The 24,358-nt window shown below is 56.8% G+C and carries 19 protein-coding genes and 1 tRNA gene; 6 read left to right on the forward strand and 14 right to left on the reverse strand.

What is annotated here, in order from left to right; translation table 11 throughout:
* From DWV58_RS10040 to DWV58_RS10170, 9 genes are all read right to left on the reverse strand, one after another.
* Window positions 1-230: hypothetical protein (locus tag DWV58_RS10040; RefSeq protein ID WP_117840441.1), on the reverse strand; the 230-nt coding region annotated here is incomplete at its 3' end.
* Window positions 231-430: 200 nt separating this feature from the next.
* The gene (locus DWV58_RS09065) at window positions 431-2,065 is read right to left on the reverse strand and encodes an ABC transporter ATP-binding protein (RefSeq protein WP_084591801.1); all 1,635 of its coding nucleotides are present in this window, start codon (window positions 2,063-2,065) and stop codon (window positions 431-433) included.
* Window positions 2,049-3,293, reverse strand: a complete 1,245-nt coding sequence (locus tag DWV58_RS09070; protein WP_117636050.1) for a radical SAM/SPASM domain-containing protein — start codon at window positions 3,291-3,293, stop codon at window positions 2,049-2,051. The genes DWV58_RS09065 and DWV58_RS09070 overlap by 17 nt, the downstream gene beginning before the upstream one ends.
* A gap of 120 nt (window positions 3,294-3,413) precedes the next feature.
* The gene (locus tag DWV58_RS09075) at window positions 3,414-4,202 is read right to left on the reverse strand and encodes a hypothetical protein (RefSeq protein WP_035137757.1); all 789 of its coding nucleotides are present in this window, start codon (window positions 4,200-4,202) and stop codon (window positions 3,414-3,416) included.
* On the reverse strand, window positions 4,199-5,017 hold the full coding sequence (locus DWV58_RS09080) for a hypothetical protein (protein WP_117564851.1): 819 nt from the start codon (window positions 5,015-5,017) through the stop codon (window positions 4,199-4,201). The genes DWV58_RS09075 and DWV58_RS09080 overlap by 4 nt, the downstream gene beginning before the upstream one ends.
* Window positions 5,017-5,937: an ABC transporter ATP-binding protein gene (locus DWV58_RS09085; RefSeq protein ID WP_035137759.1), complete on the reverse strand. Its 921-nt coding sequence runs from the start codon at window positions 5,935-5,937 to the stop codon at window positions 5,017-5,019. The genes DWV58_RS09080 and DWV58_RS09085 overlap by 1 nt, the downstream gene beginning before the upstream one ends.
* A 701-nt stretch (window positions 5,938-6,638) precedes the next feature.
* Window positions 6,639-6,968 carry a helix-turn-helix transcriptional regulator gene (locus tag DWV58_RS09090; protein ID WP_052044110.1) on the reverse strand — a complete coding sequence of 110 codons (330 nt, stop codon included), beginning with the start codon at window positions 6,966-6,968 and terminating at the stop codon, window positions 6,639-6,641.
* A gap of 8 nt (window positions 6,969-6,976) precedes the next feature.
* Window positions 6,977-7,513: a hypothetical protein gene (locus tag DWV58_RS09095; protein WP_035137761.1), complete on the reverse strand. Its 537-nt coding sequence runs from the start codon at window positions 7,511-7,513 to the stop codon at window positions 6,977-6,979.
* 327 nt (window positions 7,514-7,840) lie between these two features.
* Window positions 7,841-8,434, reverse strand: coding sequence for an ATP-binding protein (locus DWV58_RS10170; protein WP_084591805.1), 594 nt, complete (start codon window positions 8,432-8,434; stop codon window positions 7,841-7,843).
* Window positions 8,435-8,785: 351 nt separating this feature from the next.
* Here DWV58_RS10170 and malQ point away from each other — a divergent pair, with 351 nt between their 5' ends.
* Window positions 8,786-10,303 (forward strand): 4-alpha-glucanotransferase, encoded by a 1,518-nt coding sequence (gene malQ, locus DWV58_RS09105; protein WP_233540556.1) that lies wholly within the window; start codon window positions 8,786-8,788, stop codon window positions 10,301-10,303.
* Window positions 10,304-10,431: 128 nt separating this feature from the next.
* Window positions 10,432-12,699, forward strand: coding sequence for a glycogen/starch/alpha-glucan family phosphorylase (gene glgP / locus DWV58_RS09110; RefSeq protein ID WP_117776882.1), 2,268 nt, complete (start codon window positions 10,432-10,434; stop codon window positions 12,697-12,699).
* Window positions 12,700-13,154: 455 nt separating this feature from the next.
* Here glgP and DWV58_RS09115 read toward each other — a convergent pair whose 3' ends face one another.
* The 5 genes from DWV58_RS09115 to DWV58_RS09135 all read right to left on the reverse strand — a co-directional run bounded on the left by DWV58_RS09115 (window position 13,155) and on the right by DWV58_RS09135 (window position 18,546).
* Entirely contained in the window at window positions 13,155-14,354 is a 1,200-nt protein-coding gene (locus DWV58_RS09115) for an ABC transporter ATP-binding protein (RefSeq protein ID WP_055252176.1), read from the reverse strand.
* Between the two features lie 68 nt (window positions 14,355-14,422).
* A complete protein-coding gene (locus DWV58_RS09120) occupies window positions 14,423-15,262 on the reverse strand; it encodes a carbohydrate ABC transporter permease (protein WP_055252175.1) in 840 nt (279 codons plus the stop codon).
* Window positions 15,262-16,116 (reverse strand): carbohydrate ABC transporter permease, encoded by an 855-nt coding sequence (locus tag DWV58_RS09125; RefSeq protein WP_099432301.1) that lies wholly within the window; start codon window positions 16,114-16,116, stop codon window positions 15,262-15,264. Before DWV58_RS09125 ends, DWV58_RS09120 begins: the two co-directional genes overlap by 1 nt.
* Before the next feature lie 87 nt (window positions 16,117-16,203).
* Complete coding sequence (locus DWV58_RS09130; RefSeq protein WP_055252173.1) at window positions 16,204-17,520, reverse strand: ABC transporter substrate-binding protein; 1,317 nt, start codon at window positions 17,518-17,520, stop codon at window positions 16,204-16,206.
* A 306-nt stretch (window positions 17,521-17,826) separates the two neighbouring features.
* Complete coding sequence (locus tag DWV58_RS09135) at window positions 17,827-18,546, reverse strand: GntR family transcriptional regulator (RefSeq protein WP_117776883.1); 720 nt, start codon at window positions 18,544-18,546, stop codon at window positions 17,827-17,829.
* A 224-nt stretch (window positions 18,547-18,770) separates the two neighbouring features.
* On the opposite strand from DWV58_RS09135, the gene DWV58_RS09140 reads away from it, so the two are divergent.
* From DWV58_RS09140 to DWV58_RS09155, 4 genes are all read left to right on the forward strand, one after another.
* A complete protein-coding gene (locus tag DWV58_RS09140; RefSeq protein ID WP_117776884.1) occupies window positions 18,771-21,221 on the forward strand; it encodes a PTS transporter subunit EIIC in 2,451 nt (816 codons plus the stop codon).
* A 127-nt stretch (window positions 21,222-21,348) separates the two neighbouring features.
* Window positions 21,349-22,362, forward strand: coding sequence for a polyprenyl synthetase family protein (locus DWV58_RS09145; protein ID WP_117776885.1), 1,014 nt, complete (start codon window positions 21,349-21,351; stop codon window positions 22,360-22,362).
* Between the two features lie 139 nt (window positions 22,363-22,501).
* Window positions 22,502-23,407 carry a peptidoglycan-binding protein gene (locus DWV58_RS09150; RefSeq protein WP_199570309.1) on the forward strand — a complete coding sequence of 302 codons (906 nt, stop codon included), beginning with the start codon at window positions 22,502-22,504 and terminating at the stop codon, window positions 23,405-23,407.
* Window positions 23,408-23,445: 38 nt separating this feature from the next.
* Window positions 23,446-23,520: transfer RNA gene (locus tag DWV58_RS09155), tRNA-Gln, on the forward strand.
* Window positions 23,521-24,358: the final 838 nt, after the last annotated feature.

Below are 24,358 nucleotides of genomic sequence, written 5' to 3' on the forward strand. Positions count from 1 at the left end.
CGTGTGGCGCCCGGCTCCATGTCGTGGATGAGCGTGGAGCCGGGCGCCACACGGCTCCCGAACGTCGCCAAGGTCTTCGCCCTGCTTGTCTTGCCAAGGCCCTCCCGGATGAAGATTGAATTGCCTGGCTCATCGCAGCCGAGCGCGACACGGCCTCTACCCGAGACCATCATCTCTACACATAGCCCATCATTCGACAAGAACGCGCAGTTTGTCCTGCATAGGCGCATGGTGTCCCCCTCCGCCGCAAGAGGTGAGCAAAAGAGAGGCTCCCCTCGCCACTACCGGACAAAGGGACCTCTCTGGGGAAACACGCTATAAAACCTTCTTGCCGGGCGGTCGAGTACAGCACCGACGGCGTACCCGTGGAGACCTACCCAGAGCCCACGCCATTTCAAGTTTCTTGGTCTTCAACGCCACAATCCGATAATCATCCAGCCGTCGAAATGACCTCGTCACAGGCGGCAAGCATCTCCTCGTCATGAGTGACAACGATTACAATATGGTCTCTCTTAATTTCATGAAGCAATTTGATCAGCGCGCCTCGACTCTTCGCATCAAGTGCTGAGGTCGGTTCATCAAAAAGCATAACGTCCGGCGATTTCAACAGCTGTCTCACAATTGCAATCTTTTGCTTCTCGCCGCCGGACACCCCTCCTTTCCCGCCGTCAAGCATCGCCGTTGCCCCGTTCTCCACAGAAGCAACCATTTCGTCTAGCCCCAATATGACAAGCATCCGATTCAGCTTATCCATCTCGTAATCATCAGAAAGCAGCGTAAGATTATCGAGAATCGTCCCCTCAACGATAGGGGGTTCTTGCTCCGTAATGCTGACTCGACACCGCCGCAATGCATATCGATCGATGCAACGCTGTGACACCCCGTTGTAGCGAACGGCCCCTTCTGTGTCATCTGGATATAGCCCCAATATCACTGACAGCAGCGAGCTCTTCCCCGAACCATTCGGCCCCGAGATTCCATATAGCCGACCCCTGGAAAACGCGAGCCCCTCAATGCTTAACGCGACCCTTTCCGCCCCTGGATAACGTAGCTTGATGTTCTCTAGACGGATTTCCTCAATCGGACCAAGCGCCAATTTGCCATTCGCTTCCACCGGGACATCCCAAATTCTTTTCAGCCGCTCATAGCATACGCGATTAGTCTGGTAATCCCTTCCCCAGCCCAACAAATACTGTACCGCTGAGCTTAAGTTCGAATAATATCCAACAGCAGTCACGAGAAAACCAGGCAACAGTCTCCCGCCCATCACTTCAACCGCGCCCACAGCAAGAAGACATCCTTGAGCGGCGGAAGCGACCAACGCGTTGCCAAAGGTAAATCTAGACCCTACTTCCTGATTTGCTCTCATCGTTGGATAGAGCCCATTAAAAGCTTCGACCAGTACAGCGCGGGACCTATCGAACAAAGCATGTTTGCGGATGAAATCAACTTTCTCCAACTGATCTTGTAGACAGGAAAAAAACCTCGCGCTCTGCTCTTGTACGTCAAAACTTCTCTCAAACAGCCTTGCGCGTGAAACCGCATAAAAAGCGGCACTCGCTGCCGCAAGAACAAGGCAGACCACACTCAACTTGATATTCAGGCTACCGAGAACAAACAGGGCGGACAAAAGGGTGATAACGTTGCTTGAAACCCCCACAACCGAGTTGATTACGAAGATGACAAGGTCATTAGCGTCGTGATTGATTTGCTGGTTATAATACGACGCGTTGAAGCCCTCGAAGAATGCCTGGGGAAGGTGCTTCACGTGCTCAAGCGTATCCGCATTTAAGCCGAACCCCGCATGCGACTGAAGGTTGATGTACAGCATCTCTGAGCAATACACTAGTCCCGCTCGAACCGCTTGGACCGCAACCAAAATAAGGCAACAAACGAGAACGGCGGCAAGATCGGCGCTGGCCGGCATCGCCAATCGGTTTACCACTATGCCGGTAAGAAAGGGACCCGCAAGCGCAAGCAGCCCGACCAAAACTGTTACGACAAGATAGGCGTAGAATCGACCGCCCAGTATATATTTTCTACAGAGATTAAGCATCAGCCTCATTTTGCCCCGCACCCCGTTTTGCCGTATTCATCATCTGGGAGAGCAGCATTTTTTGCTCGGCATCATACCGGAAGGAAACGCAACGTTTCCCCTCACCGTTTAAGGCGTGGTTGGGGCACCCTCCCATGCACATGGGAAAAGCAAAGCACTCTTGGCATTCCGGGTCATCCGGCTCATATGCCATCCAGTTAATCATGTTCTTGCTCAACATTGGCGGCTCGAAAATAGTTCCGACCCTCCGCTCCTTCATTCCAATGTCATCCCAGCACTTATACAAATCTCCGACGGGATCAACCACGTACGAGTTGATTCCAACGGCGCAACATATCCCGAAATTCGTCCCACCAAAAGGTTGAACTTTGAAGCCCCGCGCAATTGCCCTTTTATAAAACTCAGTCTCCTCATACGAGAACTCTTTTACAGTAAAGCAGTGGCTGTCGTTCGCACATACCTGATTGATATCGTCAACAGGGGCTAAATAGAAGTGAACCTTATTCATCAGGCCATTTAGCTCGAGATAATCCAATAGCTCTTGAGCGGCCTCGATGTTGGTCTTGTCGACGTTGCTCCTTATCGAAATATCGATGATGTCGGCACACTCTTTGACGTTCTTGAGAATACGTTCGTATGTAGGGCTTCCGTCGTGAAGAATCCTTCTCGAATCGTGATCCGACTTCGATCCATCTATAGTCACTTGCGCGCTCGTCACACCACATGCCGCGAGCCTCCTTGCAACATCAGGCGTCAGCAGATAGCCATTTGTCACTATCGATGCGGAATATTCACACGTTGGCCCCACGACATCTTTCAGATCCGACGTAATCCGTTCGATCATCTTCATTCCGAGCAGAGGCTCGCCGCCGTACCATCCAACTGAGAGACTTGCGATACCAGGATAGTAATCTTTCACGAACTTGGAGAGCTGTGTCAAAACCTCCTCGCCCATCGTCGTGTACGCCTGTCCCTTTTCATAGCAGTAGGGACAGCAAAAGTTGCAAGCCATCGTTGGCGCAATGGTAAGGGACAGAGCAGTATTCGCAAAGCGCGCGGCGCGACTTTGCAACCTGATCTCCCCAAGCTCGTCCCTCTCCTCATTGACTAGGATGCCTCCCCTTATCAGCTCCGCGACAAGATCATCGGCATCCCGAACGTCCCCTTCTTGAATCCTTTTGAATTTCTGCGCGTATTCCGGATTTAACGACAGGATGCCGCCGGTTCGCGCATTCATGATAAGAAGACTTCCGTTATGTTCATGCACCACATTAAATTACGACAGTTTCACTTCGCACCATCTCCATTTCCAACCAAATCCATATCGACCCTCAGACGCTGCGCATACGCCAGCGCACTACCTTCTTCGATAAAAACTGCACGAAAGCAGCAATAGACATGCGAGCGACACGATGACCGCATGGCCGCATGCAGCCATCAGGACCGTCCCGCCGGCAGCCCCGCACGCCCTCATCCAATAAGCCATGTGAACCGGGGGTAAAACGGTTGGGAAACTCATCGCGATAACAAGGCCCGCGAACGTTGCGACCAGCAAGGCTCCCGACACAAGAGATCTGATCCTGAACACCTCATATGCAACCGCAACCATCAGCGTATAAGCGGCGTCTATAACGATATTCGACAGGAGTGCCGAGGTCACATTACCAACCGTAAGGCTGTCTAGACCGCTTCCGGAGCACACGGCAAAGACCGCAGCGACACCGAGAGTAAACACGATGTAGGGGCACAGCGTATACACTTCGCAAGCCAATGTCTTTGCCGCAAACAGCTGCCAGCTGCGGAAGCCCCGAGCAATCGAAACTCCCCTTGCCGACACGCTCGTCGCATCACCGAATAGCGTCCCCGCCACAACAACAGAGACGATTGGGAAGAACACCGTATGCGCCATGGAGACGACACTTAGCCAGGAAGAGATACCCGTTGGCCCAACCCCTATCGAGAAAAGATAGCCCGGATCGGCGGAAAAGCCAAAGAACTGGCCCTCTCCCCCTGCGGAGACCCATGCGCCGGACCCGGCAAACACATAAATCCCCGCGATGCCCAAATACATCAGCGCTATTATCACGGCGAGTTTCATTCTCCTTGCGCGGAACAGTTCCGCCCTGACCGACATCCCAAGATTCATCGAACCGCCGTCCTTACAAATAGCGAGACGAGCGCAACTCCAACCGACACAAGCACAGTGCCGCCCGCATACAGCAAAACCTGAATTACACCAACATTCTGCATACTCAGGGAACACAGGTTCATCAGGTAATACACGGGCGAGAGCATGAGCAGCAAGCTGGGCTGACCGCTTCCGTATGTACTTGGGAACCACACCATCACAAATGTCGAAACCGCTATTGCAACGACGCTGCTCGCCACCACACTCCTCGTGAGCAAATACAGGGCGAAGGTAGCGGCGTACATCGAAATGAGCAGCAGCGCGATCATCAGCGCAATCGATACAAATTGGGCAAACCCTGAGCACGAGGCCCCAACGTCCCATTGGGCCATCTTGGTTAAATACAGCGCAGTCGTAGAAAGAAGATACACGGCACCGACCAGAGTGCAGTTCACCAACAGCTTCGTGATCACAATCGCCGCCTGCGACACCCCTCGCGATCTCGATACGGCGTAAGCCACGGATTCAAAGTCTCTCGACGTAGCGTAAACCGCGTAGAGAATCGTCACCGGAATCCAGACCACTGTAGACGCAAAAGACGTCCGGGCAACAGAGCCCAAAACGTCCCCTGCATCCACTAGGTTTCCAATAAAACCTATAGCCCCTCCAAGCGTATACGGGTCATCACCGGCGACCATGATCAGCACCTCAGACGAAGTCGCAGCCGCAACCACATACAGCACAGCCGCAAGCGCAATCATCAGAGCGGTCGCCGGGTGCCTGGCGAGCAACCATACCTCGCTCCGAAAAGCTGAGATGAACTCGCGTTTCATCACAGCTCGCTCTCTCGACCGATGAGCTCCGAATAAAACTCCTCAAGGCTCTTCCTATGAGAATACGCCTCCGCAACCCTCACACCTGCGGTCGAGAGCGCTTCGATTGCAATGCCCCGCCCTTCCTTTTTCTCCTCATAGCGCATAAGGACGCTGCCGTCCGGCAGAAAAGAATGTGAGGTCTCATCTCCGAGAACCGATCTCGTTCGCTCCAGATCGTCCACATGCAACACGAAACCACCGCGGCATGACTTTTCCAGCTGAGGTGCGGTCATCCTTCGAATGAGGCGACCATGACTTATGAAGAGGTAATCAGTTGCCAGCTTGTGCATCTCCTCAAGATTGTGGCTGGATACGAGAATCGTTTTACCTTGATCTTTGTTAAGATGCGTAAGGATTTTTCTTACTTCGACTATCCCCATCGGATCCAGGCCGTTTGTCGGCTCGTCCAGGATCAACAGCTCCGGATCGCCCAGCAACGCTATGGCCAGATCGAGACGCCTCCTCATTCCCATTGAGAAGTTCTTCACTTTCTTCCCGCCGGCCTCCCCCAAACCGACGGTTGATAACACACCGTCGATGGAACGATCGGTGGGAAGCCCCCACTCAATACAGCGAACGACCAAGTTGTCTCGCGCGGTCAGATTAGGATACGAAGCATTGAGGTCGGGCATATAACCCAGCCTTTCCCTGCAGCTCCGTATTTCACGTCTCCCGGTTTGCCCAAACATCGAGATCGTTCCTGACGATGGCTCCGAAAGCCCCGTGATCAATCGAATTAACGTGCTCTTGCCGGCACCATTCTCCCCAATGAGTGCACACAGCTCGCCTTCCATTAAAGAGAACGAGACTGATTTAACCGCTTCAAACCCGCCATATCTCTTGGATATGGCACGCAATTCAACTGGGACTTCCCGCATGGACGACATCCTCCCCGTCAATAAAAAGGGACGACATGGCAATTGTGCGGGGTTATAGGTAACGTCGGTTCGCCCCCCATATTGCAATGCCACATCGCCCCTCAGGCGCTGCTGGCCAAAATATCTTTGAACAGTCTGTGCACGCCGTACGGCGTGCACTATCCGCTAAAAGCGGATAGTGCACTCCTGTGAAGAACACTTGGTGCTGCAGCTGCCGTGCGCGTAAAAGAAGCAATTGCTGCACATGGGCTCAGCCCCGGCTGACGGCTCGGTAATCCATTCCATTTCATTCCCCTCCTTTCGCGGTAGAAAGCCAGTTCATCTCTGCCCCCTAGAAACGGAACGTGCAGGACTGATTGGGGCACCTCTTCGTGCATCCCCCGTGCGCGTAGAAGAAGCAGTTGCCGCACGCGGGTGCAACGCCTTCCTCCGGCTCGTTAATCCAATCCATCTCTCCCTCCTTTCCTTGCATACCGAATTGATAATGTTATTCTAATTCGATATGTATCATATTTCAATATAAGCTTATTTATATATTACACAAGGTAAGCACCCCCCTGCATCCAGCACAGGAAATGACTCTCTCGTTCCCCAGTGACGCGGCGAGAAATACAGGCCACTGCAGGACGTTGAATGAACAGCCCGTGAAAACCGTTGTTTTCACGGGCTGCACCTGCTCAATACTTTTTTATTCTCCAGCCTCAGTCGTCTCTAAGATCGACCACGTAAACATGATCTGACTCCAGGACCGGGTCATCACCCGTCGCGGTCGCCCTGCTCAGCGCGTTGCGGGCGCGCCGCGTCGCCAGTTCCTCAAGTTCTCTTTCGTTGACGCGCTTAATAAGATCGCCAGGCTGGCAATCAAGCTCTACGCAAATATCCAGCAATGTCTTTAACCTAATTGCCTTCACCTTGCCATTTCGTATTTTTGAGATACTTGCCGGTGTGTGCCCGGTCGCCCGAATGATATCCGTACTCGTCTTTCCGCGTCGAAGCAATAAGCTTTCAAGCTCAATAATCAGATAGTCCATGCCGCCCCTCACACCAAATCCTCGGTCTGGTCTTGAAGCAGAGCTCCGTAGCGCCATATCGCAGAAATCGAGAAGCAGCAAACGGCCCCCAGCACAGCACCAATATCTATGGGCAGGGCCAGGTTTTCAAACATCGAATAGGCGTTCCCCAGCAAGTCGAAGGGGCCAATCACTATCGAAAGAAACCCCGGAGAAAACAAGAGGTCACCTATTGCCGCTGCAACAAACAGCCACCCGATAATCGAGATTCTTCGAGCATGCGAAAGGGTAAAGGGCGATTCGCCATGAGCCATGTCCATGCTGATTCCCCGCAGGGTCCATGTGGCCCCTCCGGAAATCAGAAGATACATCAAAGGAACCACTACGGAAACCGTCTTTGATGGATCATATAGGTTTCCTTGAGCAGCCATAAGCCCAATGGAAATAACCACCACCACCGAACAGCAACACACCGCTATAAACAGCGCCGTAAACAGAATCCCAAGCCTTCTTCCGAGAGTCATCATCTTCTGGATGGACTTATCGATCTTCTGGGCGCTATTCACCACAGCTCCTCCTAAAGCAATCAGAGGTCTTCTTACTTACTGTTTTTCCTACATTGTAACGAACTCGATAAGAAGAGGGTCGCTTCACGCCGCGCAATCCCGAACTCCAAGCGTTTCTCATCAGCATTGCCCATCTTTCGAGTCGAAATTCAAATCCAGTTTCTTATCGCATGCTGAAATCAACCCGAACTGGATGTGACTGGAAAACAGCGCGCTGCGTCGGTCGCGCTTTCCCGAGCGACTCTGGCACAACAGACGATATGAGTTGAACATTGGGGCCTCTCCCCTTGCAGCTCTCTCGTGGGTCGGGCGACAATGGTCGTACCATCAACCGCGGCCGCGCGCTGCGGGCCCTCGGCCTCGGCTGCGTCGTCGGGGCGGTCCCGAAGATGCACCGGCCCGCGGCCGACCGCGGCCGCAAGAACGACCGCCGCGACGCCGAGTGGCTGGCACGCATGCTGGCGCGCCGCAACGTCGTCGAGGTGTGGGTCCCCGACGAGCGCCCTCGAGGACGCGCGCGACGACCTGCAACACGCCAAGCAGCGGATGTCGAAGTTCCTGCTGCGCCACGGCCTCGTCTTCGACGAGACGACGCCGGCCGGCAGGCGCAGGGGCGCCTGGACGGGGGCCTACTGGGACTGGACGGAGTCCCTCTCCTTCGACGAGCCCGACGACGCCGCGGCCTACGAGCACTACATGGACGGAAATGACCTGGTAGAGAACCCTCGCACCGTCTACGTCGCAGGGGACGTAGACGAACTCGTCGAGCACGAGCAGCCTCGCGGGCGACACGTCGTTCAACAGTTTCGACAGCGTTCCCTTGCGCTTCGCGTTGCCGAGCTCGAGAACCAGCTGCGCGGTCTGCCAGAACCTGACCGACATGTCCGCGGCGACCGCGCGCATCGTGAGGGCGACTGCCATGCGCGTCTTGCCGCGCCTGGACTTACCGAAGAAGACGAGGTCTTCGCGCGATTGTTTGTGTCAACGGCCAACTGAATGTGAACCCTTCTTGCATTGTTGCAACCTGGCTGGCAGCCGGTCTTTAATGACGACGACCATTGTCGCCCGACCCACAAAAGAGCCGCAAGGGGAGGAGCTCCCAATGTTCAACTCATATCGTCTATGGCGCACTACCATTCACCGAAAGTCGGCAACTTTTTCATTCTCTCTATACATGTTTAAACAACATGTTCTACAATAGGGACAATAGCAATGGAAACTCGGGACGAGCCGTCTATCCATCTACGGCGCAGCCCCTTATTCAAAAGGACGGTGAGTGCATCCATGGAGCGTGCAAGCGGCGTTCTGATGCCCGTTTCGTCATTGCCCGGACCTTACGGTATCGGCGGCTTTGGCTGGAACGCCTATGACTTTGTCGATTTCCTCGCCTCGTGCAAACAACATTACTGGCAGATTCTCCCCCTTACGACAACGAGCTATGGCGACTCGCCCTATCAGTCGTTCTCGGCCCGTGCGGGCAACCCCAATTTCATCGACTTTGCCGAGCTTATCGAGGCCGGCTATCTGGAGCAGTGCGATATCGACGGCGTGTACCTGGGCTCCGACCCCAGCAATGTCGACTATGGTGCCATCTTTGGTGGCCGTCGTCAGATTCTCGACCGCGCCGCCGAGCGCTTTGCCGCCGACAAGCCGGCCGACTTCGACGACTTTGTCCAAGCAAACGAAGACTGGCTCATCCCCTACTGCGAGTTCATGACCGTCAAGGAGGAGTGCGGTCTCAAGGCCTTTTGGGAGTGGCCCGCAGAGCTCCGTACCCGCGGCGAGGCTTCTGCCAAGGTCTGCGCCGCCCATCCCGCGCGCATGCTCTACCACCAGATGACGCAGTACTTCTTCAATCGTCAGTGGAGCCGCCTCAAGGCCTATGCCAACGAGCGCGATATCCTCATCATCGGCGACCTGCCCATCTATGTCTCGCGCGACTCCGTCGAGATGTGGGCCACGCCCGAGCTCTTTAAGATCGACGCCGCCGGTAATCCTGTGAGTGTCGCCGGCACGCCGCCCGACCAGTTCTCGGCCACCGGCCAGTACTGGGGCAATCCCATCTACGACTGGGACGCCATGGAAGCCGACGGTTTCTCCTGGTGGGAGGGCCGTATCCGCGCCGCCCTCGACATGTACGATGTCATCCGCCTGGATCACTTCCGCGGCTTCGAGGCCTATTGGGAGGTGCCGTTCTCCTCACCCGATTCGTCCTACGGTTCGTGGACGCAGGGCCCCGGCCTCAAGTTCTTCAAGACGCTCGAGGAAAAGCTCGGCACGCTGCCCATCATCGCCGAAGACCTGGGCTTCCTCACCCCCGGCGTCATCGACATGCGCGACAACTCGGGCTTCCCCGGCATGAAGATCTTGCAGTTCGCCTTTGAGGGCACCAACTCGTACTACCTGCCGCACAACTACATTGCCAACACCGTCGCCTATGTGGGCACACACGACAACGAGACGGCGCGCGGTTGGTTTGAGGGAACGGCCACCCCGCGTCAGCGCGAGCAGGCGGCCCTGTACACCCACCAGCAGGCAGGCGAGCCCATGGCCGATGCACTCAACCGCGCCATCGCCGCCAGCGTAAGCGATACCTGCATCTACACCATGCAGGACCTGCTCAACCTGGGCAACGAGGCGCGCATCAACACTCCCGCCACCATGGGCGGCAACTGGACCTGGCGCATGCTCGATGGCGCCATCACCCGCGAGCTCGAGCACAAGCTCACCGGCTGGACCGAGACCTACTTCCGCATCCCGTCGGAAGACGAAATTGAGCTTCCCCAATAGGAGCCACCGCGCCCGACCCCACCCCATCGTGCGGACGCGTCCGTTTTCCCCGCGCGAGGCCACTCCAATCCCTCGCGCGGGCTTCTTTTGAATTTCTGACATGTAATCAACCCATCACAGGAGGAAACATGCCCCGTATCAATCTTGCGGATCTTGCCGAGCAGTCCTTTGGCACCTCGCTCGAGCAGCTCGATGACCGTCGTATTTATAAGCTGCTGGCCAAGCTCGTGCAGGAGCGCTCTGCCGCCTGTCCTCTCAACAACGGCAAGAAAAAGCTCTACTACATCTCTGCCGAGTTTTTGATCGGCAAGCTGCTCATCAACAATATGATCGACCTTGGCATCTATGACGAGGTTAAGGACCAGCTCACCGCCGCGGGCCACGACCTCAACAAGATCGAGGAGTTCGAGGTCGAACCGTCGCTCGGCAACGGCGGCCTGGGCCGTCTGGCCGCATGCTTCCTGGATTCCATCGCCACGCTGGGCTTGACCGGCGATGGCGTGGGCCTCAACTACCATTACGGCCTGTTCCGCCAGCGCTTTGTCGACAACCAGCAGAAGGCCGTCCCCGACGAGTGGCTCGGTGAGCAGGACATCCTAGTCGACGACGACCGCTCCTACACCGTCGAGTTCGGTGATTTTGCCGTTACTTCCAAGCTCGTCAACATCGATGTACCCGGTTATGGCCAGCCCACCAAGAACCGCCTACGCCTGTTCGACCTGGCAAGTGTCGACGACGGCCTGGTCCCCGGCAGCTCCATCGACTTCGACAAGACCGAGATCGCCAAGAACCTCACCTTGTTCCTCTATCCGGATGATTCCGACGAGCAGGGCCGCCTGCTTCGCATCTACCAGGAATACTTCATGGTGAGCAACGCCGCCCAGCTCCTGATCGACGAGGCCATCGAGCGCGGCAGCAACTTGCACGACCTGGCCGACTACGCCGTAGTCCAGATCAATGACACGCACCCCACCATGGTCATTCCCGAGCTCATTCGCCTGCTCACCACCGAGCACGACATCGAGTTTGACGAGGCCGTGACCATCGTACGGTCCATGGTCGCCTACACTAACCACACGATTCTTGCCGAGGCCCTCGAGAAGTGGCCGCTCGCCAGCCTGCAAAAGGTCTCCCCTGCCATCGCCGACATTATCGTCAAGCTCGATGAGATCGCCAAGGCCGAGCACGACGACCCACGCGTCGCCATCATCGACGAATACGACACCGTCCACATGGCCCACATGGACATCCACTTTGGCTTCTCCATCAACGGCGTCGCCGCGCTGCACACCAAGATCCTGGAGGATACCGAGCTTCATCCGTTCTACGAGATCTACCCCGAGAAGTTCTCCAACAAGACCAACGGCATCACCTTCCGCCGTTGGATCCATGGCGCCAACCCCGCGCTCGCCAGCCTGCTCGACGATGTGATCGGCACCGATTGGCGCAGCACCGGCGACCTGAGTAAGCTTGCCGAGTTCGTTGACGACAAAGATGTTCTTGAGCGCCTGGCCGCCACCAAGGCCGAGGCCAAGGCCATCATGCGCCAGTTCATGGCGCTCGAGCAGGGCGTGACCATTCCCTCCAACGCCATCATCGACGTCCAGGTCAAGCGCATCCACGAGTACAAGCGCCAGCAGATGCTCGCGCTCTACATCATCTGGAAGTACCTCGATATCAAGAACGGCAACAGACCTAAGCATCCCGTCACCATCATCTTTGGCGGCAAGGCGGCCCCTGCCTACACTATCGCCCAAGACATCATTCACCTGATCCTGACGCTGTCCCAGTGGATTGCAAACGACCCCGACGTGGCTCCCTACCTGCAGGTTGTCATGATCGAGAACTACAACGTCACCGCTGCCGAGCGCGTGATCCCCGCTGCTGACATCTCCGAGCAGATCAGCCTGGCCTCCAAGGAGGCGAGCGGCACCTCCAACATGAAGTTCATGCTCAACGGCGCTTTGACCCTGTGCACGCTCGACGGTGCCAACGTGGAGATTGCCGAGCTTGTCGGCGACGAGAACATCTATACCTTTGGCGCCTCGTCCAAGCAGGTCGAGCAGCTCTACGCCGACGGCACCTATGACGCCGGCGCGCTCTACCGCAAGCCCGGCATCAAGCTGCTGGTGGACTTCATCACCAACCCCGCCTTTATGGCGACCGGCAACGCCGAGCGCCTGCAGCGCCTGCACGACGACATCATGGGCAAGGACTGGTTTATGGCTCTACTCGACATTGAGGAGTACATCCAGACCAAGGAGCGCGTGCTGGCCGACTACGAGGACCAGGACGCTTGGATGCGCAAGGCGCTGATCAACATCGCCAACGCCGGCACCTTCTCGTCCGACCGCACGATCTCCCAGTACAACGACGAGATCTGGCACCTGAGCTAATTCGGTTTCATCGCCCATCCTCTTGAAAACGGAGCCACGGCAACGCGGCTCCGTTTTTTGTGCTCGCACGTTACCCTGTGATCCGACTCGGCCAAACAATCTCGATCCATAACAACTACTCAACCAAAACGGTCCCAGCTGTTACAGATTGAGACATACCGGCCCCTCCCCTTGGGTTTATCTCAATCTGTAACATCTAGCAGGTGAAATTCGCCTTTGGTGTTACAGATTTAGATGAAATGGTTAGCTCAGCGGAACCGTCTCGATCTGTAACATCTAACGTCCGAAATCGGCCCTATCCGTTACAGATCGAGACAAACGACCGGTCAGACAGTCCCAACACAAAGAAAGGCTCCCCTCTCGGCCAGTGGACGGGAGGGGAGCCTTATATGTGACCGCGGCAAAAGGATGGCAAAGCCGCAGTCGCCCAAAGGAAGGGCCTGGTTGCACCGGGCCTAGATAAGGTTCTTGCCAGAGACCTTATCGAAGAGGTGGGTCGCGTTCTTCTCGAACTTGAACCAGATGGGGTCGCCCGCCTTGAGCGCGCCCTTGGCCTCGAGGTCGACGACGGGAATGATCAGGACAAACTGGCCGTCGGGAGCAGTCACGTGGACATGCTCGGTCGAGCCCATGAGCTCGGTCACCTCGACGGTGCCCTGGAGCGCACCCTCCTCGTCCTTGTCGGCAAGCAGAATCTGCTCGGGGCGCACGCCGGCCGTAATCTCCTTCACGTCGCCGCCGTCCCAGTTGAGGGCAAGCTGAGCGCAAGTCTCCGGGGCGAGCGCCACGTTCATATCCTCGGTCTTGACAGTAAAGCCGTTGCCCGAGCGCACCAGCTGGGCATCGAAGAAGTTCATCTGCGGCACGCCGATGAAGCCGGCGACGAAGATGTTCGCGGGATGGTTGAAGACCTCCTGCGGCGTGGCGATCTGCTGGACGACGCCGTCCTTCATGACCACGATGCGGTCGCCGAGGGTCATAGCCTCGGTCTGGTCGTGGGTAACGTAGATGAAGGTGCCCTTGATCTCGTGACGCAGCTTAATGAGCTCGGCGCGCATCTGGTTACGAAGCTTGGCATCCAGGTTGGACAGCGGCTCGTCCATCAGGAAGACCTTGGGGTCACGCACGATGGCGCGGCCGATGGCGACGCGCTGGCGCTGGCCGCCAGAGAGCGCCTTGGGCTTACGGTCGAGGTACTCGGTAATACCCAGGATCTCAGCAGCGGAGCGAACCTTACGGTCGATCTCGTCCTTGGGGACCTTCTTGAGCTCAAGCGTAAACGCCATGTTCTCGTACACCGTCATATTGGGGTACAGAGCGTAGCTCTGGAACACCATGGCGATGTCGCGGTCCTTGGGCGCCACGTCGTTGACGCGCTTGCCGTCGATGAGCACGTCACCGGAGGTAATGTCCTCCAGGCCGGCGACCATGCGCATCGTCGTGGACTTACCGCAGCCAGAGGGGCCAACGAGGACGATGAACTCCTGGTCGTGAACGGTGAGGTTGAAGTCCTCTACAGCGAGCACACCGTCCTCGGTAACCTTGAGGTTGTGCTTCTTCTCCTCGGTCTTCTTCTTTTTGCCAAAGAAGCCCTTCTTTTTTGACTCGTTGTTGGGATACACCTTCTGAACATGTTTGAGAACGATCTCGGCCATGTCTCTACCTTTCGATACGCGGCGCCGCGCTGAGGGGCGCCGCCAAAACTTGCAAAACAGTTACGGCATCAGCCCTTGACGGCACCTGCCACCACACCGTCGATGATGTACTTCTGGCAGAAGATGTACATGATGACGATGGGGACAACGACCATCATGATGCAGGCCATCATGGGGCCGAGCTCGACGTGGCCATAGCCGCCGCGGAAGTACTGGATCAAAATAGGAATGGTCTTGTACTTGGTGGAGTCGAGCGTAAGGTAGGGCAGCAGGTAGTCGTTCCAGACCCACATGGTCTCGAGGATGCCGACCGAAAGATAGGTGGGCTTCATGATGGGGAGAACGATCTTAAAGAACACCTGGACCGGGTTGCAGCCGTCAATCATGGCCGCTTCCTCAATCTCGAGCGGGATGTTCTTGACGAAGCCGGCGAACATAAAGACCGCGAGGCCCGCGCCAAAACCGAGGTAGATGAAGCAGATGTTAAACGGCGTGTTAAAGCCGATGCGGTCCGCGAGGTTGGACAGCGTGAACATGAGCATCTGGAACGGTACGACCATCGAGAAGACGAACAGGTAATAGAAGAAGTTCGAGATCTTGCTGTTGACGCGCACCACGTACCAAGCGCACATGGAGCAGCACACCAGAATCAGCACGACCGACGTGACCGTGATGATGAGCGAGTACATAAACGCCGAGGCAAAGCCCTGCTCGTTCAGAGCGTGCACGTAATTTGCGAGGCCGTTGAACGTCTCGGGCGTGAGCAGATCGAACGCCGTGGTGGTGCTGATTGCGGTCGCTTTCTTAAAGGAATTGAGCGCAATCATGAACACGGGGTAGATCCATGCGAGCGACAGGATCGTAAAGAAGATCGAGAGCGCGCGGTTGATAGCCTTATCGCGTTTCATTACTGCTGCACCTCCTTGGACCTCGTGGCCTTAAGCTGGATCATAGAAATAGCGACAACCAGGATGCAGAAGATAACTGCCTTGGCCTGACCGATGCCCTGCCATGCGATGCCAGCACGCGAATAGAACGTGTTGTAGATGTTCAGGGCGAGCATCTCGGTGGAGTGCGCCGGGGCGCCACCGGTAAGGGCAAGGTTCTGGTCGAACAGCTTAAAGCCGTTGGTGATGGACAGGAACAGGCAGATGGTGATGGTCGGCATCAGGTTGGGGATCTTAACCTTCCAAAACGTCTGCCATGCCGTAGCGCCATCGACCTTGGCGGCCTCAATGTAGTCAGACGGGATGGACTGCAGACCGGCGATGTAGATGATCATCATGTAGCCGACCTGTTGCCACAGGGTCAGGATGATAAGGCCCCAGAAGCCAGCGGCGGAGTTGAGGGCGATAAGCTGGGCACCCACGTTGGAGAGCAGGCAGTTGATCAGAATCTGCCAAATGTAACCCAGTACAATGCCGCCAATCAGGTTAGGCATAAAGAAAATCGTACGGAAGATGTTAGTGCCCTTGAGCGCCTTGCGAGTGAGCGCCTGCGCAATGGCCAGCGCGATCACGTTGATGAGCACCGTCGACAGGAAGGCAAACGCCACGGTAAAGAAGAACGACGTGGAGAACTGCGGGTCGGTCAGTGCGCGCACGTAGTTCTCGATACCGACAAAGTGCGCGTTATTGATGGTAATAAACTGGCAGAACGAGAGATAGAAACCCTGGATAAAGGGAATCACGAACCCGATCATAAACGCCAGGCACGTGGGCAGCATAAAGAGCGGCCACCAGCGTTTGAGTGCTTTGCCCATAGAAGGGTCCTTTCAATATGCAGGGGGCGGGCAAACCTACGTCTGCCCGCCCCCTGTCGCTAATCAGATAGCTTGGGCAGCAACTGCTTACTCGGAAGCAGCCTTCTCGGTCTTCCAGCCATCGACGAAGGCGTTCTTGACGCCGTCCCACTTGGTGTTGTCGGCAGCATAAGCGATGAGAGCCTGCTTGAGGTTCTTCTTCCACTCCTCAGAGGGGATGTAAACGAAGTCCCAAGCAACGGTCTTCTTGCCGTCCTTGGCCATAGCAACGGCCTGCTGCGAGAAGACGTTGGTGGTCTCCTTAGCGCTCTTGAACGGGGCGGTCAGACCCATCTTGTCAGCGATGATGCTGGTGGCGGTGTCAGAAGTGACGCACCAATACATGAAGTCCTCGGTGGCCTTCTGGGCATCCTCGGAAGCCTGGGAGCTGACGCACCAGTAGTTCTCGCCGCCGGAGCACAGGCCCTGGTTCTCCTCGCCGTCGACGCCGATGTAGATCGGCAGCATGCCGAGCTGGTCGTCGGTCATACCGGCCTTGGTGAGGTCGGCGTAGGCCCAAGAGCCGTTCTGGTAGAAAACGGCCTTACCGGTTGCGAACTCGTTGGTGGCGTCGTCACCGGTCTTGGAGGCAAGCTGCGAAGGATCGCAGGTGGAGTCGGTGATATACAGGTCGAAGATCTGCTTAAAGTTGTCGAGATACTCGCCCTTGATCTCGTCGTCCTCCTGGTTGTGCTCCTTCTCGAACTCGTAGTAGAGCGGGAGGTTGGCGAGGTGGGTGGTGTAGCGCCAGCTGGAGGAGTCATCCATGCCGGCGGAAGTGAAGGCACCGTCAACGCCGAGCTCGTCCTTGCGGGCCTGGATGTCATCGGCGCAAGCCTTCAGCTTGTCGAAGGAGTTGATGTCCTCGGCCTTGTAGCCGGCCTTCTCGAGGAGCTCCTTGTTGTAGATGATGCCGTAGCTCTCCTGAACCCAGTCGATACCCAGATCCTTGCCGTCGGACTGCAGCGCCAGGGAGTCGTCGATGAGCTCGCCGCGGAGCTTGGTGTCGGAAAGATCGGCGCAGTAGTCCTTCCAGTTCTTAAGGCCGGTGGGGCCGTTGACCTGGAACAGCGTCGGAGCGGAGCTCTTGGACATCTCGGACTTGAGCTTCTCCTCGTAGGTGTTGGAGGCGGCGGTCACGATCTTGACCTCGACGCCCTTCTCCTTCTTGTACGCCTTGGCGATCTCCTTCCACTCCTTGTCGACCTCAGGCTTAAATTGGAGGAAGTAGACCTCGGCAGCGTCACCAGAAGCAGAGGAGCCGGAGCCGGCAGAACCACCACAGCCCACGAGACCCAGACCAAGAACCGCAGCCGCGGAGCCAGCGAAGCCCAGGAACTGCCTTCTGCTCATTTCGTTCTTCATTACAATCCACCCTTTCACACCGTGGCGGCACCCTTTGCCGCCGCCTTCGGAGATTGGCTCGGGGACTTTGCCCCTTTTGCTGATTTGTACAATACGCTATTTGGCTAGTTGTTTGAACAAGTATTACTAGAGCGGTAGAAAAACTTCGGTGAACGGTAATTTCAACTTGATACTTGACAAGTTTTGTATAAACAATTACTTGTTATCGAATGCAGAGAAAACGCCCGGTCAAGCCGATGCATCGTCGGTTTGACCGGGCGTTTTCTCTTTGAGGACATGAGTCTCGTCAGGCTGCGAGCTAGCCGGCTATCGCTTGGAGTTGACGCGGTAGTGGAAGATCTCGGGATGCGTGCGGGCATGCGTCACCTCAAATAAGATGCCGTCCGAGGTGTACGACTGGCTCTCCATAACGGCGACGCAGTTGTACTTGCCAAGGTCCAAGTAGCTGCAGTCCTCATCGTTGGCAAGCTCGACGCTCACCGTACGGCGGCTCGCCATCACTTTGACGCCACGCTTGTGCTCCAGATAGTCGTAGATAGAGCTTGCCGCAATCTCGGGGGTCAGGCCCTTGGCGATCGACTCCAAAAAGTAGCCGTGGTCCACCTGGCGCGCGCTGCCGTTGAGGCTTCGGACACGCACGACGCGAATCAGCTCCTCGCCCACCTTAAAGCCAAGGCGGCGCGACAGTTGCTCAGTGCAAATCAAATGTTCAAAAGACTTGACCTCGGTCGATGCGACGGCATTGTTGCGTTTTGCGAACTCGCCAAACGACTCAACCTCTTCGAGTGCGCCCAGCATGTCGGTTTCGCCCTTAAGCCAAATAACGCGCACGCCCTTGCCGTGTATAGGCTGCACAAACATCTGGTCGGCCAGCATGCTCAAGGCGCGTCGAACGGTATTGCGCGTGCAGCCAAACTCCGCGGTCAGCTCGGCTTCGGTTGGCAGCATCTCCTGAAACGCATAGGTCCCGTTAATGATGCGCGAACGGATCTCGCGGTAGATTCCTTCGTAAATCGCTTTTGGCATAACTTCACCTCTAATGAATATGTATGGCTAGGCACGATAGCATTTCTTAAAGTTGTTTAAACCGATTATCGGTAAAGTACGGATTATTTACCGTCGACGGTTCCCCCGAAACCCAAATCGGACCGAATCAAAACCGTCAATGCGGCAAGCAGCCAGTCCTCTACAATGAGTTCATTGTTTAAACGTTCTTGCTCGCACAGCATGTTGCATCCGGAAGGCATATTATGCTGCAGAAAATCCAACGCTTTGGCGGGGCAATGTTCGCGCCCGCCATGCTGTTTTCTATATCAGGCCTCATGGTCGGCATCTCCGCCCTCGCCACGACCGTAGACATCGTCGGTGACCTCGCCGTATACGGAACCCCTTGGTACGTTTTCTGGACCATCATCCAGCGCGGCTCGTGGACGGTCTTTAAACGTCTCCCGCTCCTTTTTGCCGTAGCGCTGCCTATCGGTCTTGCCCAAAAGCAACCGGCACGCTGCTGCCTCGAGGCACTCGTGGCCTATTTTGCCTATTGCTTCTTTTTGAGCGAGATCATTAAGCTGAGCGGAGACAACCTTGGGCTTAAGTACCCATCATCTTTGACCCCCGCCAGCGGTATCACCGTCATCGACGGCATCAAGACGCTCGACACCGGCATTATCGGCCCGCTGGCGGTATCGGCAACCGTCGTCGCCATCCATGACCGCTTCTACGATGCCAAGGTTCCCGATTGGCTCGGCACCTTCTCGGGTTCCTCGCTGGTCTACCTCATCAGCTTTTTTGCCGTGTTTGCCCTTGCCGCCATCTCGGCCGCCATCGTGCCCTTCGCATACGCCGTGACCGAAACGCTGCGCCACGCACTTGCGGGCGTCGGCCCCTTCGGCGTGGGCATCTTTGTGTTTTTGGAGCGAGCACTCGAGCCCATGGGGCTGCACCACCTGCTCTATATGCCCATCTATTACGACAATCTGGTCATTCACGACGGTATTTACGCCACGTGGACCAACCTGCTCCCCATTCTCTCCCATAGCACGCGCCCTTTAAATGAACTTGCGCCCTGGGCAGGTTTTACCGCCACCGGCTGGGGCAAGCTCTTTGGCCTTCCCGCCATCGCGGCAGCATTCTATTTCACCGCCAAACCCGAACGCCGCGCCGGCCTTAAGGTCATCCTTTTGCCCGCCATCGTCGCCTCGGTGGTCTGCGGTGTCACCGAGCCGCTCGAGTTTCTCTTTATGTTCACCTATCCTGGACTCTTTTTGCTCTACGCCGTCCTATCCTCCTGCCTTGCCATGACCATGAACTTCTTTGGCATCGTCGGCATCTTCTCGGGCGGTCTCATGGAAATGACGGCCTTCAACTTCATCCCACTCATGCGAATGCATGCCGGCTCCTACCTTTTGGCGCTCGGTATCGGTCTTGCCTTTAGCCTCATCTTTTTTGTTAGTTTTCGAGCACTCATCTTGGTCTATGACCTTAAGACGCCGGGCCGCGAGGATCATGTCTCCAATCGCGCGGCAATCGATCGTTTAACGGGAAGCGGCTTTGCCAAAGAGCAATCTCCCAATGGCGAGGTCAGTATTCAATCCGATCAAGATCACGTCCTCGCCGAGCGGGTAATTCAGCTTTTAGGTGGCGTTGGCAATATCGTGGGCGCAACCAACTGCGCCACGCGCCTGCGCGTCGAGGTCGCAGACCCTTCCATCGTTGCAGATAATGCGTCGTTTGTCGCGGTGGGCGCCAAGGGCCTCATCATTACGGGCAAGACCGCCCAGGTGATTATTGGCATCTCCGTTCCCCGCGTTAAAGAGCATTTTGACCAGATCATGGGCCTCGAGCCGGGATTTGTGCCCACCACCTCGGCCTCCCCTGCCGCCAGCGCAGCCCATAAGCGCGGCGATATCTGCTTCTTCGATATCGACGGAACACTCGCCTGGCAAGACCCTCGAGTGGCACAAGAGCTTCCCGAGAGCGAGCGAGACCTCTCCCCCTATCCCAATGAAGCGGTCTCGCAAGCCATCCGTGATTTTGTCGCCAAGGGCAATATGGCGTTTATCTGCACAGGGCGCACGCTGAGCTGCATCCATCCAAAGCTGCTCGAGCTGCCCTGGACCGGCATCGTCTGCCTCGCGGGTGGCTATGTCGAACTTGAGGGACACGTGATTCGCGATTTGGCGATGACGCCCGGCATGCTGCAGCGCCTTGCTCCCATTCTTGAGCAATCGGACGAAGTGATTCGTTTTGAGGGACTCAATGGCGTCGTTCGCATGAGTGCCGATGCGCCCGACGCCCCGGGATACGCCCGCACCGTGGGCGATGCAATTACGCAGCTGCAACATTACAGCGCCTACAAGATCTTAATGTCCACGTCGCTTGCCAGCCGCATCGCTCAGGATCAAGCGTTTGAGCCGCTGCTCTGCTTTAACGAGCTCGAGCTCGAAGTGACCGAGATTTCGCCTCGCGAATGCACCAAGCGCGAGGGTATCCAGTCCGTACTCGACGCCCTCGATCCCCACCACGGAACCGTATACGGCATCGGCGACGCCAGCAATGACGTCTCGCTGATGAACGCCGTCGATGTCGGTATCGCCATGGGCAATGCGCCGGACTTCCTCAAGGAAAAGGCCGACTATGTCACCGACAGCATCGACCACGACGGCGTCGTCACCGCGCTCGAACACTTTGGGCTTATCTAGCCAAGCCCCTACCGCACTTGCGGCCGCATGGACCAATCGTCTTCAACCGCCGCGCTCGACGCCCTAATGTGGCAATATGTTGTCTGCATAATGCAACGATGCAACCTATCAAAGAATGCGAGAACCCGTGTCCAGTCCGTTTACCAGCTTTTTAGCCCAGCACTTTGACCAGATTAACGACTATCTGGCCACGTTCTTTGACGGACAGGCGACTTCCGCCGATATCGAGCGCTACCTGTATACCCCGCTCTCGGCATTTACGGCAAACGCTGGCAAGCGCCACCGCCCGCTCATCTGCATGCTCGCCGCCACTGCGGTAGGCGGCAGCTTTGAGAGCGCCCGCAGCGCAGCGGCGGCCATCGAGCACTTTCAGTCGGGCGCACTCATCCACGACGACATCGCCGACAACGGGCAGATTCGTCGCGGCAAGCCCTGCATGCACCTTACCGAGGGCACCGGTCTTGCCATCAACTGCGGTGACCTGGCGCTCACCATGGTCACCAAGACGGTTCTCGACGACCCCACACTCAACGCAGACGTGAAGCTTCACGTGCTCCACGAGCTTACCGAGATGATCGTCCGTACCATCGAGGGCCAAGCGCTCGACCTGGGCTGGGTCCGCGACGAGCGCTTTGACATTTCGGTCGACGATTATCTGGACATGGCGACGCACAAGACCGCGTACTACAGCGGAGCGACGCCGCTTGCCGCCGGAGCCATTATCGGCGGCGGCAGCGAAGAGCAGATTGAGGCACTGCGCGCCTTTGGGCTGCACACGGGCCTTGCCTTCCAGATTCAAGACGACCTGCTCAACTTGATCGGCACCAAGGAGGCCGCCAACAAGGACTTCCGCACCGATATCACCGAGGGCAAGCGCACCCTCGTTGCCGTGCATGCCCTGTCAGACGAGCGCTATCACGACGAGATCGAGGCAATCCTTTCCTCGGGCACCGAGGACCCTGCGCAGCTCGCACGCGCCGTGGAGATCTTCCAGGAGACCGGCTCCATCGATTACGCCCACACCTATGCGCTCGACCTGACCGCTAAGGCCAAGGCCGCTATCGAAGGCGTCGAGCTCGACCCGCATGCGTGCGAGCTCTTCCTCTCAATGGCAGATTTCTTTGTGGAGCGTCTTAACTAGCGGGGGTCATAAAACCTGTGGGCAGCGAGTTTGGGTACAAGTTGCTACACTATTGAGTGCATGTTTATAAATTGTCTCGCGTTGTCTATCCGACACACGCTCAAAATAGTACGAATGGTACGCCGAAAGGGGTTCGTTCATGGAACCTATTACCACAGGCATGCAGGGAGCAGCCGTCGAGGACGTCCAGTCCCGCCTTCTGCAGCTCGGCTATACAATCGATGACGCCGAGGTTGTCGACAAGCGCTTTGGCACCACCACCGAGCAGGCCGTCAGCACCTTCAGGCTCGACAGCGGCCTTGCTGCCGGTCATGCCGTCGATATCCCCTGTTGGAGCGCCCTGGTCGACGCCTCGTATAAGCTGGGCGACCGCACCCTGTATCTTCGCATGCCCAATTTCCATGGCGCCGATGTGCAGGCCCTGCAGCGCGCTCTCAACGTTTTGGGCTTTGCCTGTGGCGAAGACGACGGCTACTTTGGTCCGCATACCGAGGCCGCCCTGCAGCAGTTCCAGGAAAATGTCGGCCTGTTTGCCGACGGCATGGCCTTCCAGGACACCTACGCCTACATCAACCGCCTGCACCATGTGTGGGAGGGCAAGCCCTCGGTCACCGAAGCCGAGTCCCGCATCGGTTTTGCTCGCGCCGCCAACGTGCTCGAGCGCTTCCAGATCGCCGTTATCGGTGAGGACCCCATCGCACGCAGCGTTGCTTCGCGCATGTGGAACATCGCCACGGCAACGACCGACAACAGCGGCATGATGCTCTGCGACTCCGAGGTCCCAACCGACGTTGACCTGGTGCTCGAGATCGCAAGCGACGAGCTGCCCGCCGACGCCGCGCCACGCGCCACGATTGCCCTCGCCGAGTGCCACAACCTGGCCCAGCGCATCCGCACCGCCAATGTCGCCGTGCAGCAGAAGCCGGCTCGCATTCGCATTGAGCTCACGGGCATGACGCGCTACAACGGCACCTTCACGGCCAGCGACGCGCAGACGCTCGCCGTACGCCTACTCGATGGCGTTTGCGATGCCCTCGCAGATTAGGTAAACTAGACGAGTTGCTTTTGGGCAACACCACACATTGGGACGTAGTTCAACGGTAGAACTCCGGTTTTTGGTGCCGGCTGTTGGGGGTTCGAATCCCTCCGTCCCAGCCATTAAAACTGAGCGCCCTAAGCCCATAACGGCCCAGGGCGCTTTCTTGTGGGCAAGCGGAGGAATTCGAGCCCGCAAGGGTGCGGAGCTGAGGAAACGCGAAGCGTTTTCCAGCGCAGCACGCAAGGAGCGAAGCGACGCAGCGGGGCGCGGCCGCCGACCAGGCGGACGCGGAATCCCTCCGTCCCACACCAGCCAAGAGCCCCTCACGTCAAGCAAATCGAGCCAACGCCGCCAAGCGGAGGGATTCGAACCCGCAAGGGAGCGAAGCGACGCAGCGGGGCGCGGCCGCCGCAGGCAGACGCGGTGCCGGCACCTGGGGGCGCTCCTAAGTGCCGGCATTATAGGAACGTCCCCAAGTGCCGGCTCGGGACTATTTTCGAGGACCCTCCGAAGGACTGTGGCCAAAAAACGGCAAATATGAGTACTGTTACCGTTGTAGCTACATTATTTTCGTTAATAAAAGAAGATCTTAATGAGATTTATTCGCATCAAGGTCTTCCTTTAATGAACACTTGAGGAGATACGGCAGCTTATCTGCTCGATCGACACGTCAAATCACCTTAAATGTGGTCAAAATTACTGCTACTAAAAGAGTATCAGTACTCATATTTGATGTTTTTTGGCCACGGCTCTTTATAGACACCCTGCACAGCGACGGTGGTAGATTTCGGAACGTGTCCGTCAGCCCCGTTCCGAAAAGCGAGCCGCATGCAACGGCCAAGCCACGACAGGCCCCGGGAGAGCGGGGACACCGGCTTAGGTTTATCGCGAGTTCCGCACGAACAGGAGGCCACTTAATGTGGCCTCCGTCGTGAGCAGGACTGTAGAGCAGGAAAC

It is taken from the genome of Collinsella sp. AF11-11 (assembly GCF_003465485.1).
Classification (GTDB): domain Bacteria; phylum Actinomycetota; class Coriobacteriia; order Coriobacteriales; family Coriobacteriaceae; genus Collinsella.